Below are 22,697 nucleotides of genomic sequence, written 5' to 3'. Positions count from 1 at the left end.
TATTCCGATCATTTTACTATTTGTAACAACTATAAGGAAATGTATTTACTCATGAACTGCCCATAATCATCATATATTTAGTCAGTGTAAAAGATGATGCTTAGAGGAGGATATGATGCAGGCTGAAAACAAACGCCTTCGGAAAATTCAACATCTTGCTCATGAAATTATGGATGAGATGAACGCAGGGAAAGAACTGAATGAGCTCGAAAGATTAATACCTGTCATTGATAATTTATCTCGTGCAATCGGTGATTTAACAGATGCTTATGGAAATTATTCAATAGATTATGTAGAAGAAAAAGTCAAAATTGCACATACTTTATTGTTCAAAAAAGACAAAGTAGATATGTATCAGTTATGAAAAAAGAGGGTAGCCCATTAAGGGTTACCCAAACGCTATTAATGCTCTTCAGGTGTAAATGTTTTGCAATCTGTTTCTTCACTATTCGATGCATGCTGACCTTTTTGACTTACAACGTAAATAGCTTCTGCAGTGCATTTATTACCAGAGCCCCAATACGTGCAGTTATTGACTTCACATAGAATTTGTTGTGCCATCGTATCACACCTCCTCTTTTGTTATATCTTTAACAAATTCGGAGTTTTCAATACTTAACTTAAATAAAACCCAAAAATATCCTCAAGTTACAAAGGCACTGTCTTGCTTTATCTTTCGTCAGTTTTAACGGCAACTAATTTATTTGCTGCGTGACAATGTTGAATATTGTTATCATGCTCATCTTCAAATTGGTAGGAACGATAATATGGAATTGACCAACGATGATATAGTTCTTTGATTTCGCCTTCTTTACATATCCCTTTAATAAATGGTGCTAAATCTTCTGGAATCTCTACTTCATCAGTGAAAACGGTAATAATATTTATTCCTTGTTGCTTCGTATGTATTTGCATTGATTGTATAATGTTATGCCACGCATCTCGCTCTAAAAAATGGAACAAGCCATGCGAAATAATTAAATCAAAGGAACGTTTAAACTCATATGTCGTAGCATCTTGGACAATTGCTTGTAAGCTATGTAATTGGTGTAACTCTTTGTATCGATTGATTTTAGCAATACCTGCCTCCGAAATATCGATAGCTTCCACCTCAAACCCAAGCTGCGCTAAATAGACCGCATGCCTACCATCACCACATCCTATATCTAAAATGCGTGCCCCAGCTTGCAATGTTTTTGCCCATTCAACCACTTCCTCACTAGGATTACCAAAAGCATAATGCGTATCAGCTAAGTAGTCTTTCTCCCAAAATGGTTTCACTCTACTGTCTCCTCTATATCTAGTTTATCTAAATGTGCTTTGACAAAATTTCATCAAAGCACCGCCAATCTATTGTTTAATAATTAACATATCGTTTTCATCAAATTCCCACATATCACCGTATGCCACTTCCCAATAAAAGCCGTTTGGATCTTGAAAATAGCCACTATAACCTCCCCAAAACACTGTTTCAGGCTCCTTTACAATGTTTGCTCCAGCTTTTTTTGCTAACAAAAATACTTCATCGACTTCCTCTTTAGACTTTCCATTGTAGGCAAGCGTAATACCATTAAAGCCATTACCTACAGTTGGTGGATTCGCTTCATTTATATCCTTTACTAAGCGATCAATTTGGAAAAGAGATATTTTAGTTCCTCCATTATTAAAGAAAATAACATCTGGATTTGCTTCATCCCCATAGACAACTACTTCGAACCCAAGCCCATCACGATAAAATGCCAACGATTCAACCATATTTTTCACACCTAATGTAATTAAATTTAAACGATTCATCCCATCTTCCCCTTTTCTACAGTATCTATTACATATTCTCCCTTTCTTGTGGCAAATCCTTTTTGCTTTATGCTATTGCCATTACTGTATACGCATTATCAAATTGCTACATGGCTGCACACATTGCATTATTGTCTCGATTCAAACATCTTTATTTCAGCCATTTCGATTGCCATTTTTTCTGATAAAAATAATATCATCCTCGTTCCGGACTTTTTTTACATTCATTGCAACATATATAAAAAGAGGACTACGCTAAGCTTTGTTCGATAAGAACGGGCTACTTCAACACAAAATAGAATGCCTCTACATAAGATACACTAAGATATTAGCTATAGATTGGAGGAATTCTGCTGTATTACAATCCTTATCCGTATTATGTTTATGTACATCAATATCCAAATTGGGGCGTTGCTAATTCGCCTTTCCCCCACCATTTGCCTGGACAGCTTGCGATGCCCACATCTCCAAACCCAAATCAGTACCCGCCTATTAATACATTGAAGTTGAAGACATCTGCCAAACAAATTCAGCCGATTATGCAGCAGGCCCAATTATTAACAGAGAAAATTGAAGGGTCCGATCAGTTTGCCCATGATCTTAAAAATGCCGCACAGCTTTCCAAGCAAGATGAAGTCCAAAAACTCATTTCTTCTGCAGGTGTTACAGCGAAATTCGAAGCGAAATATACGCCAGACAATATTCGAATTGTTTTATCAGAAGGTGGGTGCTGTAGTATCGCGGTCATATTATATTGGTAAGAAAGAAGGCATCTTATTTTTATAACCATGCACTCCTATAGAACTTGTAAACTATTTATAAGTATGCTAAAGTATTTGGTATTACTATTTCTGAAAATTCATATATTTTTCTTATCAAGAGAGATGGAGGGATTGGCCCTATGAAGTCTCAGCAACCAGTCTTAGGCATGGTGCTAATTCCAAATGGTGAAATTCACCAAAAGATGAGAAGACTGACTTCAGTTACACGAGAGTCCTCTTCTACAAGTAGGGCTCTTTTTTTATTTTTATTAATGGGTAATTTCCTATTAGTTTTTCTAAGAAAAATTATGAACTTTTGAATGTAGTAGGCTTGAGCTTGTCCGCGAAAGGTTCGCCTGAAGCGTAATGATGGGAATAATCATTCTTTTTTCACTTCGATGTTCGTATTTAATGACGCAATTGTTTCACCACTCATAATTAAGAAAGCAGGGAATAAAAATGACAAATGAACTTTTACAAGCATTACAGCTATTAAAAACTAAGCAATGGGTCGACTTAACACATACATTCGGGCCAGACTCTCCTCATTTCTTTATGTTTGAAGATGCAAAATTTGAAACGCTATTTTCCCATAATGACGGCTTTTTTGCACAACAATTTACGTTTCCCGGGCAATATGGAACGCATATTGATCCACCTATTCATTTTGTTGCAAATACGCGCTACTTAGACGAATTAGAATTAAAAGAACTTGTCCTTCCGCTTATTGTTATAGATAAGTCCAAGGAAGCAGAATTGAACAATGACTTGACGTTAAGCGTACAAGATATTTTAGATTTTGAAGCACAATATGGAGAAATTGAAGCAGGTACATTTGTTGCACTGCGCACTGATTGGAGTAAACGTTGGCCAGATAAGGACTTGTTCAATAATAAAGATAAAGACGGTCATAACCATATTCCAGGTTGGGGATTAGAAGCGTTGCAGTTTTTATTTACAGAACGGAAAATCAGTGCCATCGGTCATGAAACATTCGATACAGATTCAGCGGCGGATTTCCGTAAAAATGGTACGTTAGATGGCGAATATTTTGTACTAGATCAGGATACATATCAAATTGAACTGATGACAAATTTAGATAAGCTACCAGCCAAAGGGGCAGTCATTTTCAATATTGTGCCAAAGCCTGAAAAAGCTTCTGGATTCCCTGTGCGTTCATTTGCTATTTTGCCTTAAATTTAAATAAAAATGGTCTGCCTCAAATGCCAAATAAACATTTGAAGCAGACCTTTTTTTACTATTTATTTAATAGTATTTCTTTTTTTAAATACATAGTAAACAATCAGCATTAATACGATAAACACCAATATGGCATATAGGCTGTATTGAGATAAATACATTCCAACAAAACGCCATTTATTTCCGAGTACTTTCCCTAAAGTAATAAAGGTGAAAGTCCATATTATTGCACCTGCATATGCATAAACAGCAAACTTTTTATAGGGATAATTATTAATAGCTGCAATATATGCTGTTAGATGACGAACACCAGGTATAAAATAGCCAATTAATAATAGGACAGGCCCTATCTTTTCAAACAGTTTTTTCGTAAACTCAATTTTTTGTGCAGTGATATGAACTTTCGGCCCATATTTTTGTAATAGCGGTAACCCAAATCGACGCCCAACAAAGTAGCTGAGGGTGATGCCTCCTGCTGCTCCCACTGCAGCACTTATTAATGCAGGAATATGTTCTAAATTTTCACGATAAACATTATATCCTACATAGGTTAAAAAAATTTCGTCAGGAAGTGGCAGCCCGACAATCCCTCCAACTAGTATAAGAATGATTCCGAAATACCCGTAATGTTCAATAAGAGATTGCACGTGATGCACCATAAATTTACCCCACCTAAAGCCTTAATTTTCCCAATATCTTAGCTTACCATAAGCCTCTTAAAGTCAATTTTTTCTATCAATTACTTTTGTATAGGTTTAATCATTATTACATGTATATTAATATTGTACAATCATCATAACTTTATTTTCGATAAATTCAGTTTTTAAAAATTACTCTCTTTACCGTATCCTCCTATCTCTTTCAGTCTAAATTTCTATTTCACATCACTTCATTTTCATTACTGCCACCAGTGACGGATATGCTGACTGAAATCTAAATACATGTGACAATGGTAACGAGATCATCTACTCCAATTTATTCATACAATCTAATAACATTCCTGTCTATCCAAAATATAAGTAGCGTTGAGCACATACTATGGAAGTAGATGTTAAAAGCTAAAAAGGTTCTCTTAGGGGCCATTACGATAGCAGAAATATTTTATTTCTAATAATATTTAATACTCTAGATAAGTTGGAGCTTACGCAATGCATAATCAATGCCACCTTCATCCGAGTTTAACGTGACATAATCAGCAACATTTTTTAATGCGACACTGCCATTTCCCATCGCAATACCGTATCCAACTTGCTCTAACATATCAATATCATTCTCTCCATCTCCAAAAGCAATTGCTTCTTCTCGAGGGATGTTGAAATATTTTAGCACCGCGTCAACAGCGATGGATTTTGATACATCATCTTGTAGCACATTCATAATTGTCGGATGCCATCGTTCAAACTTTAAATTTGGAAATTGTGTTATGTACTTTTTCTCCACTTGCTCATTGGCATATAAACACATTAAGTAAACTTGCTCATTTAAAATATTATGATTCGTGGGAGGATAGTCATTTAAAGATAATGTCTCCTTCATTGCCTTTAATGTTGCTTGATGACGAACATTATTCATGAATAAGTGGTCAGTAAAAAATGTCAGGCTATCCCGATTATTATCAGCAAACGCTTTTACACTTTGTACGACATCTTGTGCGATGGGCATGCTATGGATTATTTGATTACCATGCCGAGTATAAGCCCCATTCGCAGTAATAAACGTATCGATACCTAGTTCTAGTAAACGATGGCACATAGATAGTGGTCTTCCTGTTGCAGCAACTAATCGAATTCCTTTGTTTCTTACTATTTGTAGAGCGTTCTTTGTACTCGATTCAATACAACCATCGCCATAATTGATGAGCGTACCATCCACATCAAAGAAAATAATTTTACAGTCCATTTCAATCTAGCCCCTTTCAATTAAATAAGAAAATATAGAAATTATTGTACTCGAAAATAAAGAAAACAGTAGCTTTCCACTTCCTTAAACTCCTTATTTAAAACCATATTATTGAATAGTAAATTTATCCTATGTGTATTATAATAAAACTACTTAAATTTTTTTATAAAAAAGAGCTTTTTAGGTATGTCAGACTTAATTTAATAAAGTAGATTTAAAACAGTTAACTTTTCCCTATGTACCACCGATAAATACTATTGCTAGTATATTTAAAGCAAACATTCCCTTTACATAAAAAAATATATTTTTTTCTTGGTACTACTTTAATCACGTTGAAGGAGTATACCAAAAAACATAGAATTGCTAAAATAGTAGAAAATCCATTACATATATTGAACGAGTATTCCCCCTATTTAAATAGAACTAAAGAAATGTTAAAAACTCGACACAGAGGAGTTGGTTCATATGGGTTTTAATATTTACTACTACGAAAGTAATGTGGAATGTAAATTTTGCAAAAAACAATATACAACATATAAGGTACGACCAAATCGTTTTAAAATAATCGAAGAACAAACGGATTTTATGCCCGTTTATGAAGGCTTGAATCCACTTCTATATGAAGTTGCTGTATGTCCACATTGTGGATATGCTTACCATAAATCTATGACGAGAACTTATGGACCGTTCTTGCTACTAATTGATGAATTGTATATTAAAGAACTACATAAGCCAATGAATATTTGTCGTGAACGCACTTTGGACGATGCGATTGTTAGCTATAAATTAGCCTATCTCGTAGCAAAGGCTTCAATGGAAGAGGCACTTTTAATGGCTAATATCGCAATAAAAATAGCATGGCTGTATCGTTTAAAAAATGAAAGTGAATCTGAAAATCACTACTTATATGCAGCAAGAGATTTTTACAGTAAATCTTTTGCGTCCAATCAAGAAGGCAGTGAACGAATTCAATACTTACATGCCGAATTAAGTCTTCGACTCGGTGATATTGTAGAAGCAAAAAAAGGATTTTCTCGGTTAATCGCGGATCGCAATGTCTCCAATAAATATCGTAAATTAGCTCGTACTCGTTGGGAAAACTATAAATATGACGAACAACCCGATAATGTTCCAGAAAATAAACAAGAAATCATTAAATAATTGAGAAGGGAGAGGAATCGAATGCTGCTGTTCGGAAAGAAAATAGACGCTCGCGAAGAAGATGTTTTTTCAGATTTACACCATTTTTTATTACGAAAAAATAATCGGCACTTAACGAATGATGAAATTGTTGCGTTAACAGGTATTTCATCAGACTTACTTTATAAATGGGTGAAGACAGGCAAGTTAAAAACCTCTATCTTTCCTAATCTTGGCGCACCATGTGAACGATGCGGTAAAATTACACAAGCCAAAATTTGTGTTAATTGTTCCTCATCCATCGTTAACACCTTACAGCAAGAAGAAAAAGATCAAGCGTGGTTTAATAAAATTCAACGCAATAATTCAAGAGCTAGCACTTACCATTACAAATAAATCTTTGAACACAAGAAACTACCTATATCGTGTATAGGTAGCTTCTTTTTTTGCAAGGCTACTTTGCCTTTTTGACTATTTCCATCATAATTTTCGTTACATAGTCTTCCTCTCGATTTTTAATAACCGCATCATAAATATATTCCTCATACACGTACTGTCCAAGCTCGTAGCCGTTTTCTTCCATAACCTTAAATAATCTTTCATACGTTTGCCCAAGCGTCGTTGATAACCCGATATGGTAACCAATAATAAAATCGCCTTCAATCGCCTTAAAATAAGGATGCCCTTCTTGTGGTTGGGGCTGTTCCATATATAAGTAACAATAATTATCATAGTTACCAGCTAAAACTTGCTCTCTTTTGGTGATGCCTCCAATTGGATAACCTGTATCAAGTTGCGAGCGATCCAATTCATCGATAAAATCTGAGACCGCCTTTACAAACTGTTCCTCCGTGGAATCTTCAATATTTTTGCTTAAATATAATGTCTCCTCAGGGAAATGCCCAATCGTCATACTGTCAAAATCTATATGCATCGCTTCCTCTGTTGTCTCTATTTTCACCTCAATAATACTTTCAATCATTTCAAGCTCTCGCCTTTTTTTTGCCACAAGCTCCTTTTGCTGACGCATTAAATCTAGAAAATTTTCTGGTGATTTATCTGACATATACTTTTGAATTTCTTTTAAAGACATACCAAGCGTTTTTAATAATTCAATAACGCTAAAAAAATCATATTGTGCGATGGAATAATAACGATAGTCCTTACTATCTTTCATAATTGGTGATAAAAGACCGATTTGATCATAGTAAATAAGCGTTTGTTTATTAACCTTACAAAGCTTAGCAAATTCACCTGTTGTAAAATATTTTACGTTTTTATTAAGCATTTTAAGTTTCCTTCCTTGACTATATAGTTACTATATACTTTAGATTGTAGCTATTCACAATAAATTTAGAAAGGTTTTGACATTATGTTCACGGAAATACGTGACATCACAGCTTTAAACAAAGAAGAAGTATTAGCTTTACACATCGCTGACAATCAGCAGAACTTTATTGAAAGTACACAGGAGTGCTTAGATGAGGCACATGACGATCGACGCTTTGTTCCAGTTGGTTTGTATAAGGAGGATATCGCAGTAGGCTTCGCAATGTATGGTGTATTTCCACATGAGGATGATACACAACGCGTTTGGCTAGACCGCTATCTAATTGACGAGCGTTATCAGCATAAAGGACTTGGAAAGCACTTTTTACAACAGCTTATCAATTTCTTACAAGCAAAATACAATTGCCAAAAAATATTTTTAAGCGTCTATGACAACAATAAAGTAGCCATTCAGCTCTATAAAAAGTTTGGATTCGTCTTTAACGGCGAATTAGATGAAAAGGGCGAAAAGGTGATGGTAAGAGAGGTACTTGCTCATGACGACAATTAATCCAATTGAAACAAGACCGTTAAAGCCATTGTTTTTATCTTACTTATTCCCAGCGATGATTGGGATGCTACTCATGTCTGTAAACATTTTAGTTGATGGTATATTTGTCAGTCACGGAGTTGGCCCGACCGCTCTAGCAGGCGTCAATATTGCCGTGCCGATTTTCTCCATTTTATTATCAATTTCCCTATGGATTGGTATGGGTGGTGCCACTTTGTACTCCATTTCACTTGGGGAGGGCAATAAAAAACGAGCACATCAGCTTTTTACACTAGCGTTTACATCAATGCTTGCAGTAGTTTTAACTTTAGTGCTAGTACTTTTATTTAACTTAAAAGAAATTGCCTATATTTTTGGGGCAAGTGATGTTACTTATCCTTATGTACAAGAATACTTACATGTAATTTTAATATTTGGTGTCTTTTACACAATCGAAAACTTACTAAGTATTTTTATTCGCAATGATGGAAATCCAAAGCTCGCAATGATGGGTTTAATTACTACATCCATTTTAAATATTATATTAAACTACGTATTTATTTTCGTGCTCCATTACGGTGTAAAAGGTTGCGCCTTAGCGACAGCAATCTCTACAATCATCGGCATGTCGGTGCTATGTCTCCATTTCTTCCGAAAGCAATCTGAATTAAAATTTGTATCTACGTTTTTCAACTTATCCGATTTGAAGAAAATATTTGCCATCGGTTTACCAAGCTTTATCGTAGAGGCTTCTATGGCGATTATCGTGATTTTATATAATGTATCGTTTTTGCACTACCTTGGTGCAAACGGTGTAACAGCATATGCAATGGTTAACTATATTCATACAGTATTATTAACCGTATTCCTAGGTATCGGTATGGCTCTACAACCTCTTGTCAGCTACCACCATGGTGCCAGATTAACAAAGCGATTAACTGCACTTTTGAAAATTGGTTTAGCAACTGCTCTTATACTTGGATTAAGCATTGCCATCATTGCTATGCTATTCCCTTCCCAATTAATAGCCCTATTCGGCGATAGTACGTTTGAAATTCGCCATATAGCAACCCAAGGTTTTGTTCAATTTGCAATTGGCTATGTTTTTTTAGGCTTAAATATGGTACTTGCGGAGTTTTTCCAATCTATTGAAAAGATTCGTCTTGCAACAACTATTATGTTACTACGCAGTATTATTTTATTTATTCCAGCGCTCTTATTGCTTCCTAAATTATTAGGCGCACAAGCAATTTGGTGGACTTTCCCCGTCGCTGAAGGTATTACTGCATTGCTGATTTTCTTATATATCCGAAGAAAGCCGCAGGCGGTTTTTTCCAACTAACGGGTAATATACTGCTATCGTTGATTTGCGTTACAAGCGGCGCTTTCCGCATCAACTACAATAATTGTTTGAGAATTGTTTGAGTGCCTGGCACCTTAAAAAGGAAGCATGCGCCTAGAGCGATGCTTCCTTTTTTTAATTTACTTATTTACTTTTATAGCTACAGATTGTTTAGGTTCTCCCTCGGTGGACGTTACACCTAGAACATCGAGCAAGAACATAAATAACGGAATCCCGATAATAAGTCCCCATACCCCAAGAAATTGCTCTGAGAAAAGGATTACAATAAATGTATAAAAAATAGGGAGATTCGTTTTAGCAGACATGAGCTTTGGATTTAGGAAATATGCCTCGATTGCATGTAGCACCACTACAATAATAAGAATGTAGACAATGTACATCGGGCCACCAATACTATAAGCGATAATGCTCAACGGAACTAATGAAATAATAACCCCTGCTACAGGAATTAAACCTAAGATGAAAAGCATTATTCCGAGTGCAATTAAATGCGGGAAGCCCATGATCGAGAGCGCTATAACAGATAAAACACAATTGACCGCAGCAATGATAAATTGTGCTTCAATCACTTTACCAAAAGAACGAATAAATATTTTAGAGAAATACGTTAACTCATCGTAAAGCGGACCAATTTTACTATCTTTAAATTTTGCAGTGAATTCAATAATTCGCTTCTTCTCCAGAAGAATGAACAAACTCAAAATAAGTGCTATGAAAACGTGCAAAATGACCTTACCAATGTTCGTTAAATTTTTAAGTGTAATGTCTACACCTTGCTCCAAATATTTACCGAGTTCAATCTTCTCAAATGTTGGGGCTAAATATCTCGCAATCTCATTATCATTCGGATTGAGATTAAAGGCTGCAATTAAATCAAACAGCTGTGTTATCTGTTGGGTCACAACAGGCAAATACTTATAAATAACAGCAATGATCCCGGCAACAAGTAATAAATACAGCGTAACTATCATCGCTTTTTCATTGATTGGCGCAATACGTCTAAACTCTTTAGTCGCCTTAGTAGAGAGCTCATTCATTAAGTAGGTCATAATGAATGTGAGAAGAATAAGGTTAATCATACTGCGCATTAAATATAATGCAACAGCGATTCCTGCTAGAATAATAAAACGTTTAAATCCATTACTTCGAAAAAAATTACTCATGCATTCGCTCCTTCCACAAAACGGCTCCGCCTCAACTGCCTACTTACAAAATAGGATATTATTAAGCAAGCAGACAAAATAGTAGTTATCAATATATATAATTTTCATGTCATTATTTGAGCTACTGGAAAAAATCTCTGTCTAGAAGAGTATTTCTATTACTCTATAAAATATAACAATAGGATGTTTTCTTACTCATAACAATTCCTAATCCAAGAAGTAAATCCATATATAATAGATTTTTTACACTTTTCAAATTAAAATGAAAGACAATACAATTAATCATAGTGTATTGAAAGCTATACCAGCGTTAAAGCCTTATTTTTATTACTTCTATTATAACCCTATAAACTGCGATATCCAAAGTAACTTCTTTTGTAAACAGCATCAAATTAATGGTTTTATGTTAATTTTCGTACGATATTTTAGAAATTTCACTAAATACGACCAGATAAGGATTGATTAAATGAAAATCTCAAGAAATCCCAAGGAAGTTCATCAACCTGTTGCACCATACGAACACCAAATAGAAATTACAGGGCCCAATAAATGGCTAACATTATCGGGACAAATAGGAATGGAAGTTGACGGCACTGTGCCTGAAAATCCAATAGCTCAATTGAAGTTAGCACTTAACAATATTAAAAAAATCTCGAAAGTGCTAGCATGACGGTTGATGATCTAACAAAGGTGGTTTTTTACTTAGTTGGGGATTTCGACTCAACAGAAAGAAAAAAAGTGATGACTGACTTTTTTGGCGATCACGTCCCATGTATGACGATGTTGTATGTAGTAGCACTTGCTGCGCCAGTATTCAAGGTGGAGATTGATGCTTGGGCATGCCAGGAAATGCAATAACCGAGGTTACATGGACCTTGAACTTATCCGTTCAAGGAGAAGAATAGCTCATGAATGGAGACCCGTCGATTTCTCGTACACTCCATTCACAAGCATATTTTTTGTCCAAATTTTCATTCTGATTAATTAGGACGTTCTATTTCAAAAAGCTCTCCTATTTTTGCATAACTCGATCCTGCAAGCCTGCTAACAGCCTTTAGTGCTCTTGGATTAATCTTTCCATCAAAATAAATCGTGTCGTCTAAATGAAAATGTACGACTTCGCCGATAAATAAATCGCCTGTCCGCTCCTCCCCATTCAGTAAAGGGATTGTCTGTACTAAGCGACACTCCATCCGAACTTTCGCCTCTTTAACACCAGGTACATTAATACAATGACTGTCTATAAGACTCAAGTTGGCCTTTTCAATTTCACTCTCAGTTACAGGCAGAGCAGCCGCTGTTTCATTAACCTGGCTAACATTATCTTCATCTACAATATGCACAACAAATTGCCCTTGATACTGAATATGACGAGCAGTATCTTTTAAGTACCCTTTTGATCTTTGAATGGCTAAAGAAATCATCGGCGGGTTAGATGATACGATATTAAAATAACTAAACGGTGCGCCATTTATAACACCTTGCTCTGACTTTGTCGTCACAAAGGCAATCGGTCTCGGAATAATACTACCAGTTAATAATTTATAGTTTTCACGCTCTGTATTTTTCTTAGGATCAATCGAAATCAAAAGATCCATCCCCCTTTTTATCAATCAACCGAACGAACTTTGATTGGTATTAATGTTCTTTCCAACTGTTCACGATGTGGCTCATACTGCAATGGTAACATTAATTGACTACCCATTGTTTCAGCTGTTTCGTCATGTGCGAATCCTGGAGGGTCTGTCGCAATTTCAAATAAAATTTCCCCTGCTTCACGGAAATAAATCGCATTAAAATAATTACGATCTTTTACTTCTGTTACATGTTGTCCATGATTCATTACATACTCTTGCCACTCTAAGTGATCTGAATTATCCTTTGCGCGCCAAGCAATATGGTGAACTGTTCCAACACCCATTTGACCACGTATGCCAGGTACCGTTTTTAAATCAATAATATTTCCAATAGCGGCGCTTGATTTAAAGCGGGCATATTCCCCTGCTGTTGCGATTTTTTCAAGCCCCATTACCTCTGTTAAGACCTTTTCTGTTTCTTGAGGACGACTTGAATAAAGTGTTGCTCCACCAAACCCTTTTATTGCAACCTCTTGTGTAACCTCGCCAATTGTCCAATTATTCAATTTGCCTTCTGCACGTGCAACTAATTCAAGATGAAGTCCATGCGGATCATCAAATTGCACGACTTGTTCGCCAAAGCGTTCAGCTTTTTTGAATGGAATAGAAAATTTCGCAAGACGATTAATCCAAAAAGGCAATGCCCCCTCTGGTACCTCATATGTTGTAACGCCAACTTGTCCATCACCGATTCGTCCTTTATAAGCATTTGCCCAAGGGAAAAATGTAATAATGGTACCTGGTTGCCCAGCACTGTTACCAAAGTAAAGATGATATGTTTCTGGGTCGTCAAAATTGACCGTTTGTTTGACTAATCGTAAACCTAAAATTCCTGCATAAAAATCAACATTTTCCTGCGGATGCCCAACAATAGCTGTAATATGGTGAATACCTTCTGTATGTTTGCTCATAATGACCATTCTCCTCTGCAAATAATTTGCTTTCTCTTGTAATAATTTCTAAGAATGTGTTACTTCAAACTTCTAACAAGAAACAATTTGTAAACCTACATTAATATCTCGAATTAATTTATCTTGAATTCGAGATAATTATAACACGGTATTTTTTGTTTCGTCAATCACTCTGCTAAAATTGATTTTTCATAGCATATAAAAAAGCAAAGTTGCTTCAACAACTTTGCCTATCATTAAAAATCTATCATTTGCTAATGACCATAACCCGCTTCCGCAGCCATTGCATCTGCTTTTGTAGGATGAACTGTCCCAAATGGATGGTTAGGAGGAGCATAAATCGAAAATAGCTTTAGTGGCTCATTTCCTATATTGGTTACATTGTGCCATGTTCCAGCGGGTATGACGATGGCATAATCATCATAGACATTTCTAGCAAAGGTTAAATTATCTTTACTACTCCCCATTTGAGTAACCCCTTGCCCTTGTTCTATATATAAAAACTGATCAACATCTGGATGCATTTCTAAACCAATATCCTCCCCAACATGAAGACTCATAACCGTTATTTGCAAATGATCTCCTGACCAAATAGCTGTACGGTACGTATTATTAAGCTTAGTTGCCTCTTCCATATCAACCACAAAAGGTTTTTTTCCAAAATCGGTAGTCAATTGATTATGATTACCATAGCCTGCTTGATTAGGAAGGACTGCCTCGTAAGGAACAGGCAAGTGCATAGGCTGATTACCGTAGTTATACATTGGGACATTTACATAATAAGGCACATAGTACATTTTCTCAATCCTCTCACAGATTATAAAAGTATCCTATGCTTCTGTTTGATGAAATGTCCCCACGCTGTAGGAGTAAGCAAAGCTACAGTTCTATCTGAGCAAGATAGATAGAGAACTTGTTTCTTAGATAAAAGGCTAGAGCATAAATAGCCAGTTTTCACGTCCCGAAAAGCTGAGCATAGTAAAGAATCACATAGACAGGAAGTGCTATTGAAGTAAGTAAATACATCACCATTTCGCCCTTCGACAGCTTTCTTTTCCATTTCGTTAGCTTTAGTTGTCTACAATAAACAAAACTTGAAAGTATTATTATTAAGAATGCAAAACCTTTTACGTTCTCTAAAAAGAGAATCAACCCTTTCTCCCCCTTTGTTGTGCAAAAAATACCTCTATTAATAGTAGATGACTAAATAACAAAAAGAATCTAGTATTTAATTTTTATGCTGCTGATATCGCAAAAATACTCTACCCTCTTAAAAGTATTTTTGCAGAATATCTCGTGAGTATTACTTCTCATTTTTGCACTTAAATATGTAAAACCATTAAATCCTCGTCAAAATACTGTCCATTAAATTTAAGGGCATTTCGTTCTACACCAAACACCTCAAAGCCTAAAGACGTATATAATGTCTTGGCTGGTATATTGTCAGAGACGACTGTTAACTTAATTTGCTCCAAACCTTCACAACCTTTAGCCCTCTCTATTAACTTACGCATAAGTAATTTACCTACCCCTTGCCCTCTACCTTCAGGAGCTACATACATGCCGAATATATTACTTTTATGACTTGTTTTCATATTGCTCTCGCGCATAAAAGTAACGATTCCAACTAACAAATTGTTGTCATTAAAAGCACCGAGAACAAATTTATCGTTCGTTGTTTCTAATCGCTCTGCGACGGTTTCCAATGAAAAGTTTACTTCACGCTCATAGGTTGAACCAAATGCCTCTGGATTAATTTGTAATGCACTTAATCGCACTTCTTGATACGACTGAGCATCTGATTTATTTAAAATACGAATTTCCATCATGTCTCCCCTTACGTCTGTTATTGAAGAAATATTAAATGTATGAATCGAAAACAAATTTTTCAATAGAGGTCTCTCCAGTATCCATGTTCTTTATAATATATTGATTTTGCTTCACTTCTTCCTCTCCTAACACAATGACGAATGGAATATTGTCTCGATTCGCTTTATCCATTGCTTTTCTTACCTTTTTTCCATTGAGTTCTACTTCCACACGATACGCTTTCCGCAATTCCTTTGCTAATACAAGAGACTCCGCTACTGTATTTATTGGGATAATATAAATATCAACGAATGTTTCCTGTTTCTTTCGCTCGCCCAACATCATGGCAGTAAATATAACGTCCAACCCAAATGAAATACCTACCGTGGCAAACCTTTCTGTTCCTCCCAACAGGCCACCAATTGCATTATCATAGCGTCCTCCACTTCCAATACTCGATGTCATAAGGCCATCGCTTACGAAAATTTCATAAATCGTACCTGTATAAATTTCTAGCCCGCGCGCTAGTAAGGGATTAAATAAACAACTTTGCGAAATGCCCAGCATATTTAAGTATCGTTCTAGTTCTAGCATTTCTGCTAAACCTTCTTGAATGGAGGGTTCCTTATATTGAGCAAAATAAGCAAGTGTAGTTTTGCTATTATCCAATAAAAAATCTTCGATATTTTTTAGTACCAATGCGTCTAAGCCTAATTCCTTTAACTCCTTTAGAACAGCAGCATTCCCGACTTTTTCAATTTTATCTAGTATTAAAATCACTCGACTTTGGGCATCTGCATTTACACCGAAAATACTAAGTAAGCCTACTAATAACTTGCGGTTGTTATATTGAATCACAACATTTTGTTCCAACTCTTCAAAAGCATCTAAAGCCATTATCATCAATTCTGCCTCTGCTGCTTGTGAATCAACCCCTACAATATCTACGTCACATTGTGTAAACTCACGAAATCTTCCCGCCTTAATCGGGCCGTCTCGAAACACTTTGCCTATTTCATAACGTTTAAATGGCATCGGTAATGTAGGATTCATCGCTATTACTTTTGCAAATGGAATCGTTAAATCATAGCGTAGTGCCAGTTCACGCTCTCCACGATCTGATAGCACATACATCTCTTGTAAAATTTCAGCACCCCCCGCATATTTAGATGCCATTAAACTTGTATAGTTTAAAATAGGTGTTTCGAGTGGTTTACACCCGTATGCAATAAACGTATCTTCTAATGTACGGCGAATTTTACGACGAATACACTCTTGCTCAGGTAAATAATCTTGTGTTCCTCTAACATTTTGATAATCCATTTTCTTCATCATCTTCACTCCTTCGTTTTTAAGAAAATAAAAAAACCGTACAAACATAAGCTCCAACTTCGGCTTAGTTATACGATTTCATGGGAAATAGTCTTCCTATTCATTATTAAAAAATTAATAAAGATAGCAAGACTAATGGATATGATGATGTGTAGTTGTGGACAGTAGACGATTTAAAATCGACATATAATCTCCTCCATTCAATTATTCGTTACTTTAAATCAATTGATGTTTTTTGTCAATTCGTTATTTTCTATTAATACTGACTTTAGTCAAAAATATTAGGTGCAAGCAGATTGCATTGTTAAATTACTTTAAAAAGAAAAAAGCAGTTACTCTGTATAGCTAACTGCTCGTTAAAACTTGGATTTAGAGTAGTTTTTGATAAAGTTCAAATTTATCTAAACCATATTTGCTGTATCCCAAATCAATCGTATCAATATAGTCAAAACCATATTTTCTATAAAGTTTGATCGCTGGTTTATTTTTTTCATATACATCCAAACGAATAGCTTTTATGTTCATTTCTTTACTATGTTGAATAATAAAATCCATAAGTTTTGTTCCAAGCCCTTTATTAAGATATGTAGGATGTACAGCAAAAGTATTTACTACCAATATGTCTTCATCATCGAAATTATTATGCCAATTCGCTGTAGAATAAGCTGCTTCTTGTTCATGTCTTAAGATGACAGTGCCCACAATATGATCCCCATCTTGCATCACATATAAATTGCCTTCCTGTATGCCATTTTGTGCAGTTTCTTTTATTGGATAGACCCCTTTTTTCCATCCTGGATAATTTATATGAGTCTCAAGGTAATCATTTAAATCATTATATAAAGATTCAATTTCTTCAAGATTGTGTTCCGTTCCCTTTTCAATCCTCATAATTTCTTCCTTTGCTATTTAGTTATTTTTAAAACCTAAATTATATGGATATTATACCTTATTAATATTTGGTAAACGATTGCTAATAATGAATTTAAAATGATGGCTTTAATGCACCGCTTCGGAGGTTGAATATTTCCGTAGATTGGGTATAGAACACTACCTATATGAGAGGAAGATAGGCAAAGCGTTAATCAATACTTCCGTGTTTGCTAGAAATTAATAAGGACATTCAGAACCGTTTGTGTGCGCACTACAGGCGCTCAAACAATGAACTGGACTATGACTAGAAGGGTACGTTATTCGTATCCTTATTTTGCTTAAAAAATTTAGTACAGAGGAGTTGATTTTATGACATATATGAATATTGGATTGAAGTTATTTTTTGGATTTATTGCTTTATTACTTGTAACGCGCTTGTTGGGCAAAAAAGAAATATCGCAGCTTACCCCCTTTGATTTTATTTATTCCATTGTTCTTGGTGGCATATTAGAAGAAAGCATCTATGATAATAAAATTTCACCGTTTCATGTCTGGTTTGCAGTTTTTGTATGGGGCGTCATGCTGTTTATCATCGAAAATGTATCACAACGCTACGATAAAGTAAGGGCTCTTCTAAAAGGTGAATCTTCTATCCTCATTAGAGATGGTGAATTCAACTTAAAAGAACTGGAAGCCAATCACTTAGAGATGGAGCAATTACGAATTATGCTACGGCAACACGGAGTCTTCTCTTTGCGAGAAGTATGTGATTTGTACTTGGAACCAGGTGGTACAGTCAGCTTAAAAAAATATGCTAAATTCGATGCGGTCACACCAGCAATGCTCAATTTAGAGCCAAAAGATGATTCAATCAATTTTCTATTTGTAGATGATGGAGCAATTAACGAAGAAATTTTAAGATATACAGGCAAATCAAAGGAATGGCTTTATACTGAATTGCAAAAGGAAGGCTATCCCATTATTCAAGATATTTTGTATGCAGAATGGTCAGAGACCGATGGGTTTTTCATTAAAACCTATTCAGATCAAAAAGACGATTTAAGCAAAGAGAATTAAAATAATCGTTCATTCTCATATTGAAAATACGCGTGTTTTCCTTTAGACTTAGATTTTCTTTGCATTTTATCTACAATTTTAGCAGCCTCCAGTATGACATACTAGGAAACTAGATTTGTTATTTGGCAGATTTAAATGTAAGTTATATATGGAAGAAATTTAACTAGATGGAAGTATAGAGGTAATTTATGAGAAAAAAAGTTATAGTGTCATTAATGTTAATGACATTCCTTTCTGCTGTAGAAGGAACAATTATTAGTACAGCAATCCCCCGTATAACAAGTGATTTATCGGGTGTTGAACTTGTTAGCTGGGTATATGCCATTTATATGCTTGCTACAGCCGTTTCGACGCCTATATACGGGAAACTAGCGGATTTATTCGGTCGAAAAAAAGTTTTACTTATTGGGGCTACAATATTTTTAGTCGGCTCTGCTCTTTGCGGTGTTGTGACTTCAATGGAACAGCTTATTATCTTCCGTGCCCTTCAAGGTCTAGGCGCAGGCGCTATTATGCCAATTACAATGACCATTATCGGTGACTTATATAGCGAAGTGAAGGACCGTGCAAAAGCACAGGGGTGGATTAGTGCCGTTTGGGGTATTTCTGGTGTTATCGGACCATTAGTAGGCGGATTTTTAGTTGATTCTCTTTCTTGGCGTTATATATTCTTTTTAAATGTTCCTTTTGGCATTATCGCTTGTATAATGATAGTCATTTATTACAAAGAATCTATTAAGCCTGCTAAGCATCATATCGACTATCTTGGTGCGACTGTCTTCTCTTTAAGTGCAATTGCTCTACTATATGCATTATTAACAGGTAGCAGTAAGAACAACTGGGGTGACATGACCATTATCGGTCTATTAATCTTTGCCGTTGTGTCATTTATTATTTTCTTATTTATTGAGAAGAAATCTCCAGAGCCATTAATTCCGCTAGCACTGTTCTCTAACCGTACATTATCTACTATTAATGTACTAACACTGATTTCAGGTGCAATGCTTATTAGTATTACAATGTATCTGCCAATTTGGAGCCAAGGTGTATTAGGGAAAAATGCAACAGATGCAGGGCTCATTTTAATGCCACTGCCTGTTATGTGGACAGTTGGGACTATTTTTTCAGGTAAATTAGTTGGACGCTTAAATACGAAGCAAATCATTCTCATTGGGGTTAGCGTTCTATCTGTAGCTGCCTTTACATTATTTACATTGTCCGCAGATTCACAAGCCTTCCTTATTTATGTTGGCGTCGGATTATTCGGATTAGGTATGGGGCTTGTATCACCTATTTACATGGTAACTATTCAAACGGCTGTTTCCAATCAAACGCGCGGTACAGCAATTGGCTTAAATACATTTATCAATACGTTTAGCCAAACATTAGGAGCTGCAGTTTTCGGAGCGCTGTTCAACACGATGATCCACGCACATGGTATTCAACACCTTGATCTTGTTTCCTCTGGCGGACATGGAGGAACGACAACAAATGTAATAACTGATTCCCAAGAGGCATTAGCTTCTAGTGTACATTACATTTATATGGGGACTTTTATATTAGCACTCATCACGTTGTTGATTGTTTGGTTCTTTTTAAAGCCAGCCACTCAACTATTGAATGAGCATAAATAACGAATAAATAAGCTATAAAGAGATTACTCTTTATAGCTTATTTTATAAAAGAATACAATGTAGCTATCCTTTAGCATTTCTATCAACAACCGTTCATGAAAATTTATTGCCTGTTTTTATTATATATCTTCATCGCTTTTGTACTCCAAAATATCTCCAGGCTGACAATCCAAAGTCTTACATATCGCTTCTAATGTTGAAAATCGAACTGCTTTTGCCTTCCCATTTTTCAGTATAGAAAGATTCGCCATAGTGATACCAACCTTCTCTGAAAGCTCCGTGACGCTCATTTTCCGCTTTGCCAACATTACGTCTATATTAATAATAATCGCCATATCATTCACCTCAAACCGTTAAATCATTTTCTGATTTTATGTTAATCGCTTCTTGTAGAAGTCGTTGGAGGATAGCAGCAAAAACAGCGATAACGAACGAAGCAAATATGATAATAAGTCCTATAAATCCAACAGGAGGATCAACTTTCTTCGCTATAAACGAAAAAAGCGGCATACCTACTATATAAAAACCACTAATTGTCACTGCGCAGTACTTAATGTTTTTTAACGCCTTTACCGATAAATCTGAGAACGCCGTGTTCTCCTCAATGTACCGTAAAAGATTAAATGTCTGATAGAGCGCAAAGTAAAAAGGGACTGCCGCTCCATACATTACAATGAAAATGGGATATTTCATTAGTGCAATATTTGGATACAAAGTTGATGAAAAATTCGCTATTCGGGGCACTAAAAATATACATAGAGCAAGAACTGCAATTCCAGCCAGAAAAAGAAATACCTTTAAAAAAGTAGTTGAGCCTCGTTTAATATTCATATTAAGCACCTCAGTTATGTAATGACAAAATTAATTTAACATAAAATTTATTGTTTTACAATAAATATAGATTGTTTATCATTATATAATAAATAGTTCTTACACAAACTTGAAATATATTTAAAAAGCATTTCCTATTACAAAGAAATGCCTCTACTTTAAAATATTAAATTTACAATTTGAAAGAAAACTGGGCAACAGGTAAAAGCGAAATTTCACATCATTCCGTTGTTGTTTTTATAAGTAATGTTAAATATTTTAAGCTTCACACTCGACCTCTAGATTTTTAATCGCCAACATCGAATTATCCTGAATGATTCCCGTATCTACGAAACCAAATGAAACGTATAATGTTTTAGCTATGATATTATTTGTTCGATAAAAGAGAGCCCATATTCTGCTTCACCATCTGGCAAAGTTTCAATTTCCATCAACATTTTTTCAAAGGCTCGTTTGCCATATCCTCCACAATATGGCTTGAAATAAAATTAAACCTCTTGCGCCAATCGCACCTGATTTTGCAGCACCCCCTGACTGAAGTACGATTCCTATATGATTATTAAACAAACTTTTGAATAACAACAATAATTTAATGAAAAACAAAATAAATATATTGATAAACGATAAAAAATAGACTAATATCGTATTAAATCATTTTATTATTAAATCAGTGAGGTGCTTCAAATGAATGTTAAACTAAGTTCAATTTTTTTCTTAAAGACCATTGCTTTTGTGATTGGAGTTGCGGTACTTGCTGTGTGTATATATTGGTTACCTCAAGCAGCTATACGTGATGCGAAAGTGCGTCCAGGAGATTACTCGATATATCCATTGTTAATATGTGCCTATGGAGTATGCATTACGTTTTTTGTTGCGTTGTCTCAAATATATAAACTATTAAGTTATATCAATATAAACAATGCTATTTCTGAGTTATCCATTAAATCCTTGAAGGTTATTAAAAAGTGTGCTTTTACAATTATTATCTTCACTTTGTTATTAATAATTTACTTAAGGATTTTGGCTATGTTCACAGGTGAAGACGCAGCAGGTCCGATAGCCCTTGGTCTAATAGGAATTTTAGTAACAGCTATCATCGCTGCCATTATAGACGTACTTCAAAAGCCTATAAAACATATACTAGAAAACATGTAGCAATTTATTTTTCATGTTTAATACCTATTTTCCCTCTGAAGGATGACTCTTACATGAAAAATGGGTGCCTATTCTTTTTTTAAAAGGACACCCAAAATTTAGACAGTATATGAAGGATTGAATTCGGTAAAGTCACCGAGCTCAATCCTTTTAATTTCTCCTTTATACGTTTGTAAGTATAGTATTCAAGTTCATGCTTATTACGTCACTTTACCACTTTACTTAAAATAATTAACAGGGCTATAACCAATAATAAATGCTGTTTCTAAGGGGAAACTAATAGTTTACACCCTAGCAAC

Annotated in this window: 25 protein-coding genes, 1 pseudogene and 1 riboswitch; of the genes and pseudogenes, 11 read left to right on the top strand and 15 right to left on the bottom strand. The window is 35.2% G+C overall.

Annotation, left to right across the window (positions count from 1 at the left end):
* Nucleotides 1–112 precede the first annotated feature (112 nt).
* Nucleotides 113–364, top strand: a complete 252-nt coding sequence (locus ACIQ1H_RS18065) for a group-specific protein (protein WP_370635696.1) — start codon at nt 113–115, stop codon at nt 362–364.
* A gap of 38 nt (nt 365–402) precedes the next feature.
* Here the strand turns inward: ACIQ1H_RS18065 and ACIQ1H_RS18060 are convergent, their stop codons facing one another.
* The 3 genes from ACIQ1H_RS18060 to ACIQ1H_RS18050 all read right to left on the bottom strand — a co-directional run bounded on the left by ACIQ1H_RS18060 (nt 403) and on the right by ACIQ1H_RS18050 (nt 1,794).
* Nucleotides 403–561, bottom strand: a complete 159-nt coding sequence (locus tag ACIQ1H_RS18060; RefSeq protein ID WP_173479301.1) for a DUF1540 domain-containing protein — start codon at nt 559–561, stop codon at nt 403–405.
* Between the two features lie 108 nt (nt 562–669).
* A complete protein-coding gene (locus tag ACIQ1H_RS18055) occupies nt 670–1,281 on the bottom strand; it encodes a methyltransferase domain-containing protein (RefSeq protein ID WP_402890638.1) in 612 nt (203 codons plus the stop codon).
* Nucleotides 1,282–1,350: 69 nt separating this feature from the next.
* Nucleotides 1,351–1,794, bottom strand: coding sequence for a VOC family protein (locus ACIQ1H_RS18050; protein ID WP_173479299.1), 444 nt, complete (start codon nt 1,792–1,794; stop codon nt 1,351–1,353).
* A gap of 455 nt (nt 1,795–2,249) precedes the next feature.
* On the opposite strand from ACIQ1H_RS18050, the gene ACIQ1H_RS18045 reads away from it, so the two are divergent.
* Both ACIQ1H_RS18045 and ACIQ1H_RS18040 read left to right on the top strand, forming a co-directional pair.
* On the top strand, nt 2,250–2,555 hold the full coding sequence (locus ACIQ1H_RS18045) for a YuzC family spore coat inner layer protein (protein ID WP_402890635.1): 306 nt from the start codon (nt 2,250–2,252) through the stop codon (nt 2,553–2,555).
* Between the two features lie 108 nt (nt 2,556–2,663).
* Nucleotides 2,664–2,765: riboswitch (SAM riboswitch) on the top strand.
* Between the two features lie 249 nt (nt 2,766–3,014).
* Entirely contained in the window at nt 3,015–3,752 is a 738-nt protein-coding gene (locus ACIQ1H_RS18040) for a cyclase family protein (protein WP_402890633.1), read from the top strand.
* 65 nt (nt 3,753–3,817) lie between these two features.
* Here ACIQ1H_RS18040 and ACIQ1H_RS18035 read toward each other — a convergent pair whose 3' ends face one another.
* The gene (locus ACIQ1H_RS18035) at nt 3,818–4,414 is read right to left on the bottom strand and encodes a DedA family protein (RefSeq protein WP_402890630.1); all 597 of its coding nucleotides are present in this window, start codon (nt 4,412–4,414) and stop codon (nt 3,818–3,820) included.
* A 466-nt stretch (nt 4,415–4,880) separates the two neighbouring features.
* Complete coding sequence (locus ACIQ1H_RS18030; protein WP_402890627.1) at nt 4,881–5,654, bottom strand: Cof-type HAD-IIB family hydrolase; 774 nt, start codon at nt 5,652–5,654, stop codon at nt 4,881–4,883.
* 465 nt (nt 5,655–6,119) lie between these two features.
* Between ACIQ1H_RS18030 and ACIQ1H_RS18025 the strand changes: the two genes are divergently transcribed.
* Nucleotides 6,120–6,815 (top strand): DUF2225 domain-containing protein, encoded by a 696-nt coding sequence (locus ACIQ1H_RS18025; RefSeq protein ID WP_402890624.1) that lies wholly within the window; start codon nt 6,120–6,122, stop codon nt 6,813–6,815.
* A 21-nt stretch (nt 6,816–6,836) separates the two neighbouring features.
* The gene (locus ACIQ1H_RS18020) at nt 6,837–7,190 is read left to right on the top strand and encodes a hypothetical protein (protein ID WP_173479296.1); all 354 of its coding nucleotides are present in this window, start codon (nt 6,837–6,839) and stop codon (nt 7,188–7,190) included.
* Between the two features lie 58 nt (nt 7,191–7,248).
* On the opposite strand, the gene ACIQ1H_RS18015 is transcribed toward ACIQ1H_RS18020, so the two are convergent.
* Entirely contained in the window at nt 7,249–8,082 is an 834-nt protein-coding gene (locus ACIQ1H_RS18015; RefSeq protein WP_402890623.1) for a MerR family transcriptional regulator, read from the bottom strand.
* Nucleotides 8,083–8,166: 84 nt separating this feature from the next.
* Between ACIQ1H_RS18015 and ACIQ1H_RS18010 the strand changes: the two genes are divergently transcribed.
* Together ACIQ1H_RS18010 and ACIQ1H_RS18005 are read left to right on the top strand one after the other, a co-directional pair.
* Nucleotides 8,167–8,634 (top strand): GNAT family N-acetyltransferase, encoded by a 468-nt coding sequence (locus ACIQ1H_RS18010; protein ID WP_402890620.1) that lies wholly within the window; start codon nt 8,167–8,169, stop codon nt 8,632–8,634.
* Nucleotides 8,621–9,955 (top strand): MATE family efflux transporter, encoded by a 1,335-nt coding sequence (locus tag ACIQ1H_RS18005; RefSeq protein WP_402890617.1) that lies wholly within the window; start codon nt 8,621–8,623, stop codon nt 9,953–9,955. Before ACIQ1H_RS18010 ends, ACIQ1H_RS18005 begins: the two co-directional genes overlap by 14 nt.
* A gap of 140 nt (nt 9,956–10,095) precedes the next feature.
* Here ACIQ1H_RS18005 and ACIQ1H_RS18000 read toward each other — a convergent pair whose 3' ends face one another.
* Entirely contained in the window at nt 10,096–11,139 is a 1,044-nt protein-coding gene (locus tag ACIQ1H_RS18000) for an AI-2E family transporter (RefSeq protein WP_173479292.1), read from the bottom strand.
* 466 nt (nt 11,140–11,605) lie between these two features.
* On the opposite strand from ACIQ1H_RS18000, the pseudogene ACIQ1H_RS17995 reads away from it, so the two are divergent.
* Nucleotides 11,606–11,997 (top strand): annotated as a pseudogene (locus ACIQ1H_RS17995) (RidA family protein).
* A 122-nt stretch (nt 11,998–12,119) separates the two neighbouring features.
* Here ACIQ1H_RS17995 and ACIQ1H_RS17990 read toward each other — a convergent pair.
* The 6 genes from ACIQ1H_RS17990 to ACIQ1H_RS17965 all read right to left on the bottom strand — a co-directional run bounded on the left by ACIQ1H_RS17990 (nt 12,120) and on the right by ACIQ1H_RS17965 (nt 17,719).
* Complete coding sequence (locus ACIQ1H_RS17990) at nt 12,120–12,728, bottom strand: flavin reductase family protein (RefSeq protein WP_173479411.1); 609 nt, start codon at nt 12,726–12,728, stop codon at nt 12,120–12,122.
* Nucleotides 12,729–12,748: 20 nt separating this feature from the next.
* Nucleotides 12,749–13,687, bottom strand: coding sequence for a ring-cleaving dioxygenase (locus ACIQ1H_RS17985; protein ID WP_402890613.1), 939 nt, complete (start codon nt 13,685–13,687; stop codon nt 12,749–12,751).
* Between the two features lie 254 nt (nt 13,688–13,941).
* Entirely contained in the window at nt 13,942–14,484 is a 543-nt protein-coding gene (locus ACIQ1H_RS17980; protein WP_402890610.1) for a cupin domain-containing protein, read from the bottom strand.
* A gap of 525 nt (nt 14,485–15,009) precedes the next feature.
* A complete protein-coding gene (locus ACIQ1H_RS17975) occupies nt 15,010–15,579 on the bottom strand; it encodes a GNAT family N-acetyltransferase (RefSeq protein ID WP_402890608.1) in 570 nt (189 codons plus the stop codon).
* Nucleotides 15,548–16,828, bottom strand: a complete 1,281-nt coding sequence (locus tag ACIQ1H_RS17970; protein WP_402890605.1) for a histidine--tRNA ligase — start codon at nt 16,826–16,828, stop codon at nt 15,548–15,550. The genes ACIQ1H_RS17975 and ACIQ1H_RS17970 overlap by 32 nt, the downstream gene beginning before the upstream one ends.
* A gap of 369 nt (nt 16,829–17,197) precedes the next feature.
* Nucleotides 17,198–17,719: a GNAT family N-acetyltransferase gene (locus tag ACIQ1H_RS17965; RefSeq protein ID WP_402890603.1), complete on the bottom strand. Its 522-nt coding sequence runs from the start codon at nt 17,717–17,719 to the stop codon at nt 17,198–17,200.
* A 351-nt stretch (nt 17,720–18,070) separates the two neighbouring features.
* Here ACIQ1H_RS17965 and ACIQ1H_RS17960 point away from each other — a divergent pair, with 351 nt between their 5' ends.
* Together ACIQ1H_RS17960 and ACIQ1H_RS17955 are read left to right on the top strand one after the other, a co-directional pair.
* The gene (locus tag ACIQ1H_RS17960; RefSeq protein ID WP_402890600.1) at nt 18,071–18,778 is read left to right on the top strand and encodes a DUF421 domain-containing protein; all 708 of its coding nucleotides are present in this window, start codon (nt 18,071–18,073) and stop codon (nt 18,776–18,778) included.
* Nucleotides 18,779–18,966: 188 nt separating this feature from the next.
* Nucleotides 18,967–20,412: an MDR family MFS transporter gene (locus ACIQ1H_RS17955; protein WP_402890597.1), complete on the top strand. Its 1,446-nt coding sequence runs from the start codon at nt 18,967–18,969 to the stop codon at nt 20,410–20,412.
* 119 nt (nt 20,413–20,531) lie between these two features.
* On the opposite strand, the gene ACIQ1H_RS17950 is transcribed toward ACIQ1H_RS17955, so the two are convergent.
* The gene (locus ACIQ1H_RS17950) at nt 20,532–20,747 is read right to left on the bottom strand and encodes a helix-turn-helix domain-containing protein (protein WP_402890594.1); all 216 of its coding nucleotides are present in this window, start codon (nt 20,745–20,747) and stop codon (nt 20,532–20,534) included.
* A 10-nt stretch (nt 20,748–20,757) separates the two neighbouring features.
* Nucleotides 20,758–21,243: a DUF2975 domain-containing protein gene (locus ACIQ1H_RS17945; protein WP_402890591.1), complete on the bottom strand. Its 486-nt coding sequence runs from the start codon at nt 21,241–21,243 to the stop codon at nt 20,758–20,760.
* Nucleotides 21,244–21,927: 684 nt separating this feature from the next.
* Between ACIQ1H_RS17945 and ACIQ1H_RS17940 the strand changes: the two genes are divergently transcribed.
* A complete protein-coding gene (locus tag ACIQ1H_RS17940; protein ID WP_402890588.1) occupies nt 21,928–22,398 on the top strand; it encodes a DUF2975 domain-containing protein in 471 nt (156 codons plus the stop codon).
* Nucleotides 22,399–22,697: the final 299 nt, after the last annotated feature.

The organism is Lysinibacillus sp. NPDC097279 (assembly GCF_044761745.1).
Lineage (GTDB): Bacteria > Bacillota > Bacilli > Bacillales_A > Planococcaceae > Lysinibacillus.
This window is presented reverse-complemented; position numbering and strand designations above follow the sequence as displayed.